Consider the following 14,165-nt stretch of genomic DNA (forward strand, 5'->3'; position numbering starts at 1 on the left):
CTGCATCCTCCCTGCGGTTCAGCTCAGCGATTTCCGCGCATCGAGCGCATCGCGTAACGCTTCCCCAATAAAAATCAGTAACAGCAAGGTACCCACCAGCACCGTAAAGGTCGAGAGGGAAAGCCACCAGGCATCCAGGTTGTTTTTCCCCTGCGCCAAGAGCTCACCCAGCGACGGCGTAGACGGCGGCACGCCCAGCCCCAGAAAATCCAGGCTGGTCAAGGCCAGAATCGCCCCCGAGACCCGGAAGGGCAAAAAAGTCACGACCGGTGTCAGCGCATTCGGCAACAAATGCCGCCACATGATGCGCGCATGGGAGACGCCCATTGCCCGCGCCGCCCGCACATAGTCGAGCTGTCGGCTTTTCAGAAATTCGGCCCGCACATAATCGGAGAGGCCAATCCAGCCAAACAGCGACAATAAAATTAGAAGCAACCCGATCGAGGGTTCAAAAATCGAGGCGAAAATAATCAATAAATACAGCTCCGGCATCGACCCCCAGATTTCAATCAATCGCTGGGTAATCAAATCGACCCGCCCGCCAAAAAATCCCTGCAATGCCCCCATGAAAATGCCAATCACCAGGCCAATGGCGGTCAAAGCCAGGCCAAACAGGACGGACAGGCGAAAGCCGTACAGCAGCCGCGCCGCGACATCCCGCCCCCGATCATCCGTGCCCAGCCAGTGGCGGGCATTGGGCGGCGCGGGGTTCGGCGCGGCGTTGTAATAATCGATCGTGTCGTATGAAAAAGGAATCGGTGCGCGAATCAACCAGCCTCGCGCGCGGATTTTATCGATCACATACGGATCGGTGTAATCGGCATCGGTATAAAAATCGCCGCCAAACTGAATCTCCGTGTAATTATTCCAGAGCGGGAAGAACCACTGTCCATCATAATGAATCAATAATGGCCGATTATTCGCCAATAATCCGGCAAATAAACTCAAGGCAAATAGAATCGAGAAGATCCACAGGCTGAGATAACCTCGCCGATGTCGGCGAAACCGCTGCCAGACCCGGCGCCAGGGGCTGGCTGTCATTGGTTCACCGCCGCGAAATCAATGCGCGGGTCAACCAGCACATAGGCCAGATCCGACAGGAGTTTGCCGACCAAACCAATCAGTGTGAACACATAGAGCGTGCCCAACACGACGGGATAATCGCGCTGCATCACGGCGTTATACGACAACAACCCCAGGCCATCGAGCGAGAAAATGGTTTCGATCAGCAGGCTGCCGGTAAAAAACGCGCCGATGAACGCGGCGGGGAAGCCCGTCACGATCGGAATCAGCGCGTTACGAAACACATGGCGGTACAGGATAGAGCGCTCCTCCAAGCCTTTCGCGCGCGCCGTCAGCACATACTGTTTGCGAATTTCCTCGATGAAGCTGTTTTTGGTCAGCATGGTCATCACGGCAAAATTGCCGACCACCATCGCGGTCACCGGCAACACGAGGTGCCACAAATAATCCGTGACCTTGCCCCAGAGCGACAACTGGGCGAAATCATCGGAGGTCAGGCCGCGCAGTGGGAACCAGTGCCAGAAACTCCCGCCACCAAACAGCACGATCAACACGATGCCCAGCACGAAACTCGGGATCGCGTAGCCGATGAGAATCAGCGTACTGGTGACGGTATCGAACCGGCTGCCGTCGCGCACCGCCTTGGCGATCCCCAGAGGAATCGATACGAGATAGGTCAGCAGAAATGTCCAGAGCCCGATGCTGATCGACACCGGCAGTTTTTCGAGAATCAGCTCGGTGACGGAGCGCTGATAGAAATACGACTGGCCGAGGTTGAAGCTGAGGTAGTGGCCGATCATCGTCCAGAACCGCTGCCAGGCCGGCTGATCGAAGCCATAAAATGCGCGAATCTGCGCCAGTTGGTGCGGATCGAGCCCATGATCGCCGCGATACAGCCCGCCCGACAGCGCACCGCCGGATTCACTGCCCGCCGCCTGCCCCGCCGATTTAAGCTGCGCGACGAGCTGTTCGACCGGCCCGCCCGGCACGAACTGGATGACCACGAACGACAGCGCCAGCACCCCGAACAGCGTCGGCAGCATCAGGAGCAGGCGCTGAAGGATATACCGACGCATGGCGGGTATCGGGGGCGCGAATCAGGGCTGGGTCGGCGCGGCGGCCGCTGGCGGCGGGGGCAGGGATTCGCAGTGCGCCACACACACCACCGATTTCTGCACCTGTCCACCGCAGCCCTGATAGCACTGTTCGTAATTCGACTGGCAGGCACAGGGCGCGTTGTCACAGCGTTCAGCAATCAACCGCGCCCGCTCCTCGGCCAGACTTGGCGCGCGCGGCGGGCTGGGCGGGTTGTCCTCCCAACCTCGGCCAAAATACCCCGGAGAAAACACCCAGCCATAACCCGGCACGAAGACCGGCTGGCCATATCCCCAGCCAAACCGGAGATTCTGGTTCAAATCGTATTGCTGCCGATCCCGCTCGTATTGCTGGCGCGCGCCTTCATACTGTTGCAGCGCGGCTTCAAACGCCTGCTTCGCCGCTGGCTCGATGTTCGCCACGCAGGCTGTGCGCGTGGCCGCACATTGGTTCTGGCAGGCCGATAACGCGGTACTGCACTGCGCCACACACTGCTGACCCGCCGGGGTGCTGGGCGGCACGAACTGGGTGTGCGTGGCGTATTGTGGCGGCGTGGCGCACCCGGCCAGCAACGCCAGCAGCAGCGCAATGCCGGAATTACGAAGAAGTTTGCGGTCGTTCATGAGTTTGCCACCAGGTTTGCATCGCCCAAGAGAGCGCATCGAAATACAAGGGTAAGGGTTCGTGAAAGCCGAAGCGGTTCCACCACGCCATGCGGTGGGCACCAATGTACCAGTTTGGCACCAGATATTCGCCCCAGAGCAGCACCCGGTCGAGCGCGTGACACGCGCTGACCAGTGCCGCCCGATCGGGGGCGTAAATCACCCGGTCGATCAGCGCATCGACCACCGGGCTGTTCACCCCCATGTAGTTGCTGGAGCCATCGGTGCGGGCGGCGGCAGAACCAAAACGATCCCGCAGTTCATTGCCCGGCGATTGCGAGGCGCCGTAGGCCACCACGGTCATATCGAAATCGAAACGGTCCAGTCGCTGCTGATACAGCGACACATCGATGGTGCGGTAACTGGCCTCGATGCCCAGGCGCTTGAGGTTATAAACATACGGCGCCACGATCCGTTCAAAGCCGCGCTGCGCCAGCAAAATCTCGAAGCGAAACGGCTGACCCTCGGCATTGATCAGGCGATCCTGCACCACCCGCCAGCCGGCCTCGGCCAGCAGCGACTGCGCCTTGAGCAGATTCTGCCGCTGTTCGGCCGCCGAATTGGCCACCGGCACCTGATACGGCGTGGTAAAGAGCGCAGCGGGCAACTGGGCACGATACGGCTCCAGCAGCGCCAGCTCCGCGCCCTGCGGCACGCCGGAACAGGCGAGTTCGCTATTGCTGAAGTAACTGTTACAGCGCGTGTATTGCCCATAAAACAAATGGGTGTTCGACCAACCAAAATCCAGCGCCAGATCCAGCGCGCGCCGCACCCGCACATCCGCGAACAGCGGGCGGCGGGTGTTCATGCCAAAACCCTGAATACCCGCGTTATTGCGGTGCGGAATCTCCCGCCGGATGATCCGCCCATCTGCAAAGGCCGCACCGGTGTAATCCCGCGCCCAGCGCTTGGAATTGGTTTCGTAGAACACATCGAACTCGCCGGCCTTGAATGCCTCCAGCGAGACCGTTTCATCCTTGAAATACTTGAAAATCAGCCGATCGAAATTGAATTGCCCCCGGCGCACATCCAGCGCCCGCGCCCAATAATCCGGGTTACGCTCATAATGAATGGTGTTGCCATAATCCACCGCGCCGACCTGATACGGGCCACTGGTAATAAACGCGGTGCGGCTCATTTGATCCAGCGTGCGGTGCTGCAAACTCCGCCGGGAAAATACCGGCAACTCGCCGATGATCAGATGCAATTCCGGGTTGACCTGCCGAAAGCGGAAGCGCAGCTGATCCGCCCCCACGCGCTCGGCACCGAGAATATCCGCCCAATACAGCCGATACCGGGGATGCGCCGCCGGACTCATCAATTGCTCGAAGCTGAACAGTACATCCTCCGCCGTCACCGGACTGCCATCCGCAAACCGGGCGGCGGGATTGATGCCAAAGCTGATCGACAATCCATCCGGCGCCAGCTCCGCCCGATCCGCCAGCAGGCCATACACCGAAAACGGCTCATCCCAGGCACGCACGGTCAGCGTATCGAAGCACAGCTCATTCAGCCCAGCCGCCGGCAACCCCTTGAGTACGAAGGGATTGAGCGAATCGAAGCTGCCAAAGACGGACAGCGCCATCTGCCCGCCTTTCGGCGCATCCGGGTTGACATAACGGAACGCGGTGAAATTCGCCGGATACTTGGGCGAATACCCCAAGGCTTCGGCCAAACCAGCCGCGCGGGCAGCCCCCGCAAGCCAGAAGCTGCCCACACCCGCCAACGCCGCCCGCAGGAAACGGCGGCGATCTGGGACATTCAGCGTGAACAAAGGCTCTATATTTGTCATCCGAACCGGTACACTAGCAGGCCAACCACGCCTTCGGCACTTGCCTTGGCGACAACGAAATCCGCCAACGGCGGGCATTGGCACGGCACTGAAGCGCCGCGCTAATCACACTTCTTACAGGGGAATGATATGGGATTTTTGCAAGGTAAGCGGGCGCTCATCGTCGGAATCGCCAACAATCGCTCGATCGCCTCGGGCATTGCGGAAGCCATGCACCGCGAGGGTGCCGAACTCGCCTTCACCTACCTGAATGACCGCTTCAAAGAGAAGGTGGAAAAAGCCACCGCTGAGCTCGGCTCTTCGATTTATCTACCGCTCGATGCGACCTCGGACGAACAAATCGACGCGTTGTTTCCCGCGCTGGCCGAACACTGGCCTGAAGGGTTTGACATTCTGGTGCATTCCATTGCCTTTGCCCCACGCGAAGCACTGGATGGCGACTATCTCGATGGCATGTCGCGCGAAGCATTCCGGGTGGCGCACGATGTCTCCGCCTATTCCCTCGCCGCGCTGGCCAAGGCCGGCCGCAGCAGCATGCGCGACAACGGTGCCATCGTCACCCTGTCGTACCTGGGCGCCGAACGCGCCATGCCGAACTACAATGTGATGGGCGTAGCCAAAGCCGCGCTGGAAGCGAATGTGCGGTACCTCGCCGTTTCGCTCGGCGGGCGCGGCATCCGGGTCAATTCGATTTCCGCCGGCCCGATCAAGACGCTCGCGGCCTCCGGCATCGGGGATTTCAAAGGCTTTCTGGACTATGTCGCCACCAACGCGCCCTTGAAACGCAATGTCACCATCGAGCAGGTCGGAAACACCGCCGCATTCCTGTGCTCGGATCTCGCCTCCGGCATTACCGGCGAGAACCTCTATGTCGATTCCGGCTACTTCATCACCGGCATGGGGGAATGCCCGAAATAAATTTTCGGCGACGACGACAAAAAACCCGCCAATCGGCGGGTTTTTTCTTGCCCGTATCCGAACCGACGGCGTTACAACACCTCCGCCGCATGCTCGGCAAGACGGGAACGCTCGCCGCGCGCCAGGGTGATGTGCGCCCCATGCGGCCAGCCCTTGAAGCGATCGACCACGAAGGTCAGCCCGGAGGTTGTCTCGGTCAGATACGGCGTATCAATCTGTGCCACATTCCCGAGGCAGACCATCTTGGTGCCGGGACCGGCGCGCGTGATCAGGGTTCGCATCTGCTTGGCCGTGAGGTTTTGCGCCTCGTCAATGATGACAAACTTGTTTTGAAAAGTGCGCCCACGCATGAAATTCAACGAGCGAATCTTGATGCGCGAACGCAGCAGATCGTTGGTGGCGGCACGCTCCCACCCTCCACCGCCCGCCATATCCGTTTTCGCCAACACTTCGAGGTTATCCATCAGCGCTCCCATCCACGGGGTCATTTTTTCCTCTTCCGTGCCCGGCAGGAAGCCGATGTCTTCCCCCACGGGAATGGTGACGCGCGTCATGATGATTTCGCTGTAGCGATTTTTCTCCAGCGTGAGCGCCAGCGCCGCCGCCAGCGTGAGCAGGGTTTTCCCTGTGCCCGCCTGACCCAGCAAGGTCACGAAATCGACTTCCGGGTTCATCAGGTGATTCAGCGCGAAACTTTGCTCGCGGTTGCGGGCGGTAATGCCCCACACCGATTGGCGCTCATGCTGATAATTCACGGCACTTTCGACCACCGCCGAGCCATCGGTATCAATCTGGCGGACAATCCCGGCAAACGGCGTCGCCCCTTCGATTTGCAGACAGAGATTCGGATACCAGTCCGCCGTTTGCGGGCCGCGAATCCGATAAAACGACCGGCCTTCTTCCTGCCAGGCTTCCAATGCCTTGCCGTGGGTTTCCCAAAACTGGTCGTCGAGCGACACGATGCCAGAATGCAGCAGGGACACATCGTCCAGCACCTGATCGTTCTGGTAATCCTCCGCCTTCAGGCCGAGTGCCGTCGCCTTGATGCGCAGGTTGATGTCCTTGGAGACTAGGATGACATCGCGATCCGTGATCCGATGCCGCAAAGCGAGGGTGATGCCAATAATCTGGTTATCTGGCCGCCCGCCCGGCATCCCGGCCGGCAAATCGAATGTTTCCACCGCCGTCTGTAAAAACAACCGGCCACTTTCACTGGCGCGCTCTCCGGGGCGCGGCTGCAAAGGGCTGTTAATCAACAGCCCCTGGTTGATATTCGCCAGGTCGGCATCCTGCAACAGATCATCCAGGAATCGGCTGACCTGACGGACATTGCGCGCCGTCTCGCTGGTGCCTTTTTTCCCGTTATCCAGCTCTTCGATCACCACCATCGGCAAATACAGGTCGTGCTCCATAAAGCGGAAAATCGCCGTCGGGTCGTGCATCAACACATTGGTATCGAGCACAAACAAGCACTTGCGCTGACGGGTGTTATTAATCATCGGGCGGCTCCTTGTCGCAGAAAAATCATCAAACAGAGAAATCGTCGAGGCAGGGCTGGGTCAACACTCAATCCATCCGCGCAGCCAATTCGGCCAGCACCGCCTCGGCATGACCGGGCACCTTCACCTTGCGCCAAATGTGCCGAATCATCCCAGCCGGATCGATCAAGAAGGTGCTGCGTTCAATGCCTTCAAACGCCTTGCCATACATCTGCTTCATGCGGATCACATCGAAGGCACGACTCACCGATTGATCGGTATCCGCAATCAACGGGAAACTCAGCCCCTGTTTGCGGCAGAACGCCTCATGGCTGGCCAGCGAATCGGTGGACACGCCCACCACAGCGGCTCCGCACGCCGTAAATTCGGGCAGCAGGCGCTCAAAGTCCCGCGCTTCCGTGGTACAGCCGGGGGTGTTGTCCCGTGGATAAAAATAGAGTACCCACCAACGCCCGGCGTAGGTATCCGCATCAATAAAAAGCCCTCCCGCAGTAGCACCACGGAAGGGCGGAATCGCTTGGCCAAGGGTCACTCCGTACTCGGTCATCGGTCGATTTTCCTCATGACATGCCCCGCTCCGGCTCGATCGCCGCATCGAGGTTCAACGCATCACACAAATCAAAAAAATCACTCTTGAACTGCCCCAAATGCGCATGCGCCGGCAGATCGACCGCGGCACGCAATTGGATCAGCTGTTCACTGCTGTGTTTCGGACGATAAGAGCGGGTGGACAATTCCCGCACCCCCACGCCCTGACGGGCGCAAAAGCGCACGATGGCCGCCGACATATCCGCCGATTCCAAGCCGATGGCATCCAGCACATAGGGCAACACGGCCTCATGCTCGGCTTGCCCCGCCTCCTGCTGTACCGAAATTTCAAGCTGCATGCGCTGGGCAAAATCCTTCAGCGCCGTTTCCACCCGCACCAGACGATCCCAATTGCCGCCAATCCGCAAGGCAAAAGCGCTCACGGCATCAAACGACATAAAGTGACTATCCAGCGCCCGGCAGTGCTGTGCCGCAATCAAAGCGAGTAAATCCGCCAGCGTGCTGGAACGACAGGAGCCGAACAGGGTAACGACAAGATAGCTAGGCATGAAACTCCGGTAACGCACAGTCAAAGAAGCGCCGACGCGCGCCATGGCCTTCGATCATAGAGGATTTCCCGCGAGACAGGTACACTCCGCGCCCGCAGGCGGTGATTATTCCGGGTATCCCACTCGGTTTATTAGCATTTGGCGATATAAGCGCGACTGATTCGTGATGAACTAAATCAGTTTGTCAGCGGTTACTGATGCAAAGACAATGCCGCGTGCTGTTTTGAAAGAAAACCAACAAATTCGGGGTAAAACTCATGCGCAATCTTCTGAAAGCCTCGGTACTGGGTGCCGCGATTCTTTCCCTCTCCGGCTGCGGCTTCCTGTCGATCAAGGACAAGCTCGATCCGCAAGCGATGGATGTTTACAGTGACCTGTACGATAAATTCGTCGCCAGTGGCGGGGATCTCGGTGCAGCCACCGTGTGGCGCATGGAAGTCAACAAAGGCTTGGGGCCCGATGACATCAAAAACAGCCTGGATTCTGCCGTGGTCGGCACGGGTCTGAAAGATGTGGGCGTCATGCCGCTGTCCAAACAGCTAGAACTCGAAACCGGCAAGAAACAACTGTATCTCACCATCTATCAATACTGCAGCCCGCAAATTGCCCGTCAGGCCGTGGATTTCAGTCCGTACTTCTCAGCCTATCTGCCCTGCCGTATCGCCGTGGTCGAGGACAAAGAAGGCCGCTACTGGCTGTATGCTCTGAACATGGACATGTTCGTCCATGGCGGCAAAAACATGCCTGAGCCCTTCAAAACCAACGCCCAGCATGTTCGTGACTCTATCTACAAGATGATGAAAGCGGCAGCCGAAGGCAGCTTCTGAGTTGTCTGCAATGCGCCCGGATGCCTGGGCGCGCGACGGAATCTTGATAAAACAAAAAAACCTCGGCAGTTGCCGAGGTTTTTTGTTTTCCCGCCCAACCGGTTGACAGGGGTTGATCAACCTTTCTGAATGGATTCGATATCCAGCATCGGCGTCGATTTCTGGCAATAATCGCGGGAGAATTCCAGCAGATCTTCCATGGCAGGCAAACGGAATTTGTGCCGTTGACGCACAAAAGAAAAATCACGATACAAACGCGGCTTGAGCGGCACGGCCTTGAGCAGGCCCAGCTTCAATTCCTTGGTAATCCCGGAAGAGGACATGATCGACAGACCCATACCGGCCTGAACCGCGCCCTTGATAGCCTCCGGGCTCCCCAGCTCCATGCAGACATCCCAGCCATCGGCAAAGCCATGGTCGGCCAGGTAAGTCAGCACCATTTCCCGGGTGCCCGAACCCTCTTCCCGGCAGATAAAATCGTACGCCATCAATTGCTCGATGCTCAGCGCCTCTGCGGACGCCAGTTCATGATCCGGCGGCATAATAACTACCAGCTCATCGCGGCGGCAGGTCTCGACTAGCAGGTTTTTATTGCTGACGGTGCCCTCGACGATGGCGAGGTCAACCACATTGTGTTCGACCATCGACACCACCGCCTCCGTGTTACCCACCTTGAGACGCACGGCCAAATCGCGGTGTTTGGCGCGAAATTTCCCCAGCATCGCCGGCAGCATGTTCTCTGCGATCGTCATACTGGCGCCGATATTGAGCGAGCCACCGACCTCACCCGTCATCTCTTTGACGCGCCGATCCATCTCGTCGTACAGCTCGAACATTCGCTCGGAAATTTCATACACCACATGCCCGACATCCGTCAGGGTCACGCGGTTATGCGTTCGGTCAAACAAGCGGGTATCGAAATGTTCTTCGAGCTGGCGCACCTGGAAGGTCACGGCAGGCTGCGTCATGTGCAACGCTTCGGCCGCTTTGGTGAAACTCAGCAAACGCGCTACCGTGTTGAATACCTTGAGACGACGATCGGCCATACAAGCACACCTGATTCTGTTGTCAATCCAGATAGTGTATCAAGTGCATTTATCATTTGCGACAAATTGACAACAATTTGCCCACCGCACGAACCGCCAACAGTTTGAACAATTTGTGCAACGCGCTATCCTAGGCGGCCTCGCACTCAATTGGACAGGATGAATCATGATGCGCTCGACAGGGACTGTACTGACTGCTGCTTTCAGCCTTTTACTGCTGTTCGGCAGCGCCGCTGCCCAGGCGGAAACGACCATCTATAAGTGGGTCGACAAAAACGGCGAAACCCATTTCAGCCAACTCCCCCCACAGCAGGGTGAAGCGCAGCAGATCGACCCAGACTACGCCACGCCGACCCCTGCGGCGGGATCAACCACCCCCTCTGCGGCACCCGCGCCCAAAAAAGACGGCCTCAAGCCGGATCAACCCATCACCGTCGTGAACAAGGCGGAAGCACAAAAAGCCTGCGAGCAGGCCAAAGAGCAAATCAACATGCTGCGCGATCCGAAAAATCAGCCGATGGTGCAGGAAAAAGACGGCAAATATCGCTCACTGACAGCAGACGAGATTACCGGTCGTATCAAGCAGGCAGAAGAAATCGCCAATAAAGCCTGCGCCGGCAGTCAGTAAGCCGTTGCCCGCTGCGCGGGTTTGCGTGCCACAATACCGCGCAGGGCGGATTCGCCTTGCGGCCAGCCCGGTCTCTACCGGGCTTTTTGATTGGGTTTACATTGTTTTCGAGATTCGTTCATGCGCACTTCGCAATTTCCTCTGACCACCCTGAAAGAAACCCCGACCGAGGCCGAAATCGTCAGTCACCAGCTGATGCTGCGTGCGGGGCTGATTCGTCGTCTGGCATCCGGGCTCTATACCTGGACCCCGCTCGGCCTGCGGGTGTTGCGTAAGGTCGAGGCGGTGATCCGCGAGGAGATGAACCGTATCGGTGCTCTGGAACTGCTCATGCCCGCGATTCAACCGGCGGAGTTGTGGCAGGAATCCGGCCGTTGGCAGAAATATGGTGCGGAACTGCTGCGGGTCAAAGATCGGCATGAACGGGATTTTTGTGTGGGCCCCACGCACGAAGAGGTCATCACGGATTATGCGCGGCGGGAAATCAAGAGCTACCGCCAACTACCCCTGTGTTACTACCAGGTTCAAACCAAATTCCGCGACGAGATTCGGCCACGGTTTGGCGTGATGCGTGCCCGCGAATTCATCATGAAGGATGCCTACTCCTTTCATGCGGATCATGCCTCGCTGCAGACGACCTATCAGGCAATGTACGACGCGTACAGCCGGATCTTTACCCGACTCGGCCTCAAATTCCGCGCGGTGGAAGCAGACACGGGATCGATTGGCGGGAATGGCTCGCATGAATTCCATGTACTGGCCGACTCCGGTGAAGACGCCCTGGCCTACGCAACCGACGGCGATTACGCCGCCAATGTGGAAATGGCACCGACCTTTCCTCAACCCCGTGCCGCAGCGACCCAGCCGATGGCGCGAGTCGCCACACCCGGAGCGCGCAGCATCGACGAAGTCTGTGCCGCGTTGAATTGTGCGCCAACCCAGATCCTCAAAACCCTGATCCTGCGCGGGCGGGAAACCCCCGCCGTCGCCGTGGTGCTGCGCGGCGATCATGAATTGAACGAAATCAAGGCGGCAAAACACCCCTGGATTGCCGAAGATTTCGCCCTGCTCCCCGCCGACGAAGTCCGCGCACTCACGGGCGTGCCGATCGGTTCGATCGGTCCGGTGGGGCTCAGCCTGCCGGTGCTGGTCGATTATGCGGCCGCCGCCTGCGGGGATTTCATCTGTGGCGCCAATGAAGAGGGCTGGCACCTGACCGGCGTGAATTGGGGACGGGATCTCCCCGACCCCATCACCGCCGATGTACGCAATGTCGTGGCGGGCGACCCAGCGCCGAACGGCATGGGCACGCTCCAGATGGCGCGCGGGATCGAGGTCGGGCATGTATTCCAACTCGGCACGACCTACAGCGCTAAAATGCAATGCGAGTTTCTGGACGAAGCGGGCAAACCCGCCACCGCGATTATGGGCTGCTATGGCATCGGCGTTTCGCGCATCGTCGCGGCAGCCATCGAGCAAAACCACGACGAGAACGGCATCGTCTGGCCCGTGCCTCTGGCGCCCTTCACCCTGGCCATCGTGCCGATCAACGGCCACCGCGCCCCGGCGGTACAGGCCGCCGCCGAACAGCTGGAGGCCGAACTCACGGCGCAGGGGTTCAGCGTGCTGCTCGATGATCGCGGACTGCGCCCCGGCGTCGCCTTTGCCGATATGGAACTGATCGGGATTCCCTTGCGGATCGTGGTGAGCGAGCGCGGGCTGGCCGCGGGCGAATATGAGGTTCGGCTACGCTGGGAAGCGGAAAACCGCAGCCTGCCGAGCCAAGAACTCCTGCCGTGGATTCGTCAGCAGTTAGCCGAGCCCGTCGTCGGCTAAACGCGCCGCGAGCAAGACTTCCGCCAGCCGAAAATCCAGCAGCGTATCAATATCAACTGAGCGCGCGACCGGCATCGGCCAGGCCAGGGTTTCGTCCGTCAGAAAACCGCCGGATTGCCGCAACCAAGCCGTGCGCGCCACATACACCGCGCCGTTCAGGGTGTGCAGCATCGGCGCGTCCTGTCGGCGTTTGGGGCGATCGGTCTCGGGCAGAAATCCCTGCAGGTGGTGATCCGGCGTGATCTGGAACAGCCAGCCCGGGATACAGGGCGCCTCGCTGACACTCACACAGGCTGGCGCCGCCGCGCTCAAACAGCGTGCAATCGCGCCATCGATGTCTTCTGTCTTACGCAATGGCGAGGTCGGCTGCAGCAGCACCACCCAATCGAAATCCGGCAGCGCATCGAGCGCATGCAGTACCACGGCCAGTCCGGGGGTATCATCCTGCGCGAGCTGTGCTGGCCGGATAAACGGCGTCTCGGCGCCATAGTCCCGCGCTACCGCCAGAATCTCCGGGTCTTCGCTCGATACCACCGTCCGGGTGATCCAGCGGGATGCACGGGCGGCCTCGATCGTCCAGCCAATCAAAGGCTTGCCCGCCAGAGGGCGGATATTTTTCCCGGGCAAACCCTTGCTGCCACCCCGCGCGGGGATCACCGCCAGAATGCGCGGCGCGGGTTCAGTCATGGCGCAGCACCCGGGGGGCATCGCTCTGCGCCAGCTCGAAATCATTCATCCGGCCAATATCCAGCCAGTATTCATGCACGGGGAACATGCGCACGACCCGCCCACCGGTAATTTGCGCCTTGAGCAGATCCGGCATGTCGAGCCGCTGCGCGGGCTCGATGCCGTACACCACCTGCGGTGCCAGCACATAGATGCCCGCACTCACAAAAAAATGGTGGATGGGCTTTTCGGTAATGTCGAGGATGCGCTGATCTTCATGCGCGATGACGCCATAAGGCACCTGAAAATCATATTGGCGGGTACAGACCGTCGCCGCCGGGGTGTGGCGATCGTGATCTTGCAGCAGCGCTTCGTAATTGACCCGGGTCATGATGTCGCCATTGACCACGATCACCGGGCTTTGCACCGCCTCTTTCGGCAACAGCCCGAGGCAACCGGCGGTGCCGAGCGGGGCATCTTCGTGAATGTACTGGATTGTCACGCCCCAACGACTGCCGTCCTGGAAATGTTCGATCACCTGCTCGCGCAGGTAATGCACCGAGATATAAAACCGGTAAAAGCCGTAATCGATCAAATCCTGCAAGATGTGTTCGAGCATCGGGCGACCGCCCACGGGCAGCATCGGTTTGGGGCAATGATCCGTCAACGGCCTCAGACGGGTGCCAAACCCACCGGCCATCAAAAACACCGGATTTTCGCGGCGCGGGCGTTTGAGCAGATCCGTCAGCGTCTCCAACCCGACGACCCTTCGCTGCGCATCGACGATCGGCACCTGCATCACCTGCGCGCTGCCGAGCAGTTGCATGGCCTGCGCCCGTGAATACGAGGCCGGCAGCGTGCGCGGGGCGCGATTCATGACCGTCTCGACCGGGGCATCCAGCGCCACATGCCGCAAAATCGCCCGGCGAATGTCGCCATCCGTCACCGTGCCCAGCAGACCGCCCGCCTCATCGACCACCAGCGCAATCTGTTTGGCGCCCTGATCGATGACCGCGATGGCCTGACGGATTTCTGCGGTTGGCGGAATACAGATGGTTTGCCAATCGAAGGCCATT

General features: G+C 59.4%; 14 protein-coding genes. 4 read left to right on the forward strand and 10 right to left on the reverse strand.

Going from position 1 to position 14,165, the window contains the following annotated elements:
- Positions 1-18: 18 nt before the first annotated feature.
- Genes VOI35_RS07595 through VOI35_RS07610 form a run of 4 tightly spaced genes read right to left on the reverse strand, consistent with a single transcriptional unit; the run spans position 19 to position 4,572 of the window.
- Positions 19-1,041, reverse strand: a complete 1,023-nt coding sequence (locus VOI35_RS07595; protein ID WP_407275459.1) for an ABC transporter permease — start codon at positions 1,039-1,041, stop codon at positions 19-21.
- Positions 1,038-2,099 (reverse strand): microcin C ABC transporter permease YejB, encoded by a 1,062-nt coding sequence (locus VOI35_RS07600; protein ID WP_407275460.1) that lies wholly within the window; start codon positions 2,097-2,099, stop codon positions 1,038-1,040. Before VOI35_RS07600 ends, VOI35_RS07595 begins: the two co-directional genes overlap by 4 nt.
- Before the next feature lie 21 nt (positions 2,100-2,120).
- Positions 2,121-2,741, reverse strand: a complete 621-nt coding sequence (locus VOI35_RS07605; protein ID WP_407275461.1) for a hypothetical protein — start codon at positions 2,739-2,741, stop codon at positions 2,121-2,123.
- Positions 2,716-4,572: an extracellular solute-binding protein gene (locus VOI35_RS07610; protein WP_407275462.1), complete on the reverse strand. Its 1,857-nt coding sequence runs from the start codon at positions 4,570-4,572 to the stop codon at positions 2,716-2,718. The genes VOI35_RS07605 and VOI35_RS07610 overlap by 26 nt, the downstream gene beginning before the upstream one ends.
- A 129-nt stretch (positions 4,573-4,701) precedes the next feature.
- On the opposite strand from VOI35_RS07610, the gene VOI35_RS07615 reads away from it, so the two are divergent.
- Positions 4,702-5,490, forward strand: a complete 789-nt coding sequence (locus tag VOI35_RS07615) for an enoyl-ACP reductase (RefSeq protein ID WP_407275463.1) — start codon at positions 4,702-4,704, stop codon at positions 5,488-5,490.
- 71 nt (positions 5,491-5,561) lie between these two features.
- Here the strand turns inward: VOI35_RS07615 and VOI35_RS07620 are convergent, their stop codons facing one another.
- The 3 genes from VOI35_RS07620 to VOI35_RS07630 all read right to left on the reverse strand — a co-directional run bounded on the left by VOI35_RS07620 (position 5,562) and on the right by VOI35_RS07630 (position 8,086).
- Entirely contained in the window at positions 5,562-6,989 is a 1,428-nt protein-coding gene (locus tag VOI35_RS07620; protein ID WP_407275464.1) for a PhoH family protein, read from the reverse strand.
- Positions 6,990-7,056: 67 nt separating this feature from the next.
- The gene (locus VOI35_RS07625) at positions 7,057-7,536 is read right to left on the reverse strand and encodes a peroxiredoxin (protein WP_407275465.1); all 480 of its coding nucleotides are present in this window, start codon (positions 7,534-7,536) and stop codon (positions 7,057-7,059) included.
- A gap of 13 nt (positions 7,537-7,549) precedes the next feature.
- Complete coding sequence (locus VOI35_RS07630; protein WP_407275466.1) at positions 7,550-8,086, reverse strand: glycine cleavage system protein R; 537 nt, start codon at positions 8,084-8,086, stop codon at positions 7,550-7,552.
- 257 nt (positions 8,087-8,343) lie between these two features.
- Here VOI35_RS07630 and VOI35_RS07635 point away from each other — a divergent pair, with 257 nt between their 5' ends.
- On the forward strand, positions 8,344-8,913 hold the full coding sequence (locus tag VOI35_RS07635) for a DUF302 domain-containing protein (RefSeq protein WP_407275467.1): 570 nt from the start codon (positions 8,344-8,346) through the stop codon (positions 8,911-8,913).
- 116 nt (positions 8,914-9,029) lie between these two features.
- Here VOI35_RS07635 and VOI35_RS07640 read toward each other — a convergent pair whose 3' ends face one another.
- A complete protein-coding gene (locus tag VOI35_RS07640) occupies positions 9,030-9,959 on the reverse strand; it encodes a LysR family transcriptional regulator (protein WP_407275468.1) in 930 nt (309 codons plus the stop codon).
- Positions 9,960-10,125: 166 nt separating this feature from the next.
- Here VOI35_RS07640 and VOI35_RS07645 point away from each other — a divergent pair, with 166 nt between their 5' ends.
- Entirely contained in the window at positions 10,126-10,587 is a 462-nt protein-coding gene (locus VOI35_RS07645) for a DUF4124 domain-containing protein (RefSeq protein WP_407275469.1), read from the forward strand.
- Positions 10,588-10,707: 120 nt separating this feature from the next.
- A complete protein-coding gene (locus VOI35_RS07650) occupies positions 10,708-12,423 on the forward strand; it encodes a proline--tRNA ligase (protein ID WP_407275470.1) in 1,716 nt (571 codons plus the stop codon).
- On the opposite strand, the gene VOI35_RS07655 is transcribed toward VOI35_RS07650, so the two are convergent.
- Positions 12,400-13,110, reverse strand: coding sequence for a cytidylyltransferase domain-containing protein (locus VOI35_RS07655; RefSeq protein WP_407275471.1), 711 nt, complete (start codon positions 13,108-13,110; stop codon positions 12,400-12,402). The two genes, VOI35_RS07650 and VOI35_RS07655, sit on opposite strands and share 24 nt — an antisense overlap.
- Positions 13,103-14,164 carry a nucleotidyltransferase family protein gene (locus VOI35_RS07660; RefSeq protein ID WP_407275472.1) on the reverse strand — a complete coding sequence of 354 codons (1,062 nt, stop codon included), beginning with the start codon at positions 14,162-14,164 and terminating at the stop codon, positions 13,103-13,105. Before VOI35_RS07660 ends, VOI35_RS07655 begins: the two co-directional genes overlap by 8 nt.
- Position 14,165: the final 1 nt, after the last annotated feature.

It is taken from the genome of Halothiobacillus sp. DCM-1 (assembly GCF_045689735.1).
Taxonomy (GTDB): domain Bacteria; phylum Pseudomonadota; class Gammaproteobacteria; order Halothiobacillales; family Halothiobacillaceae; genus Halothiobacillus.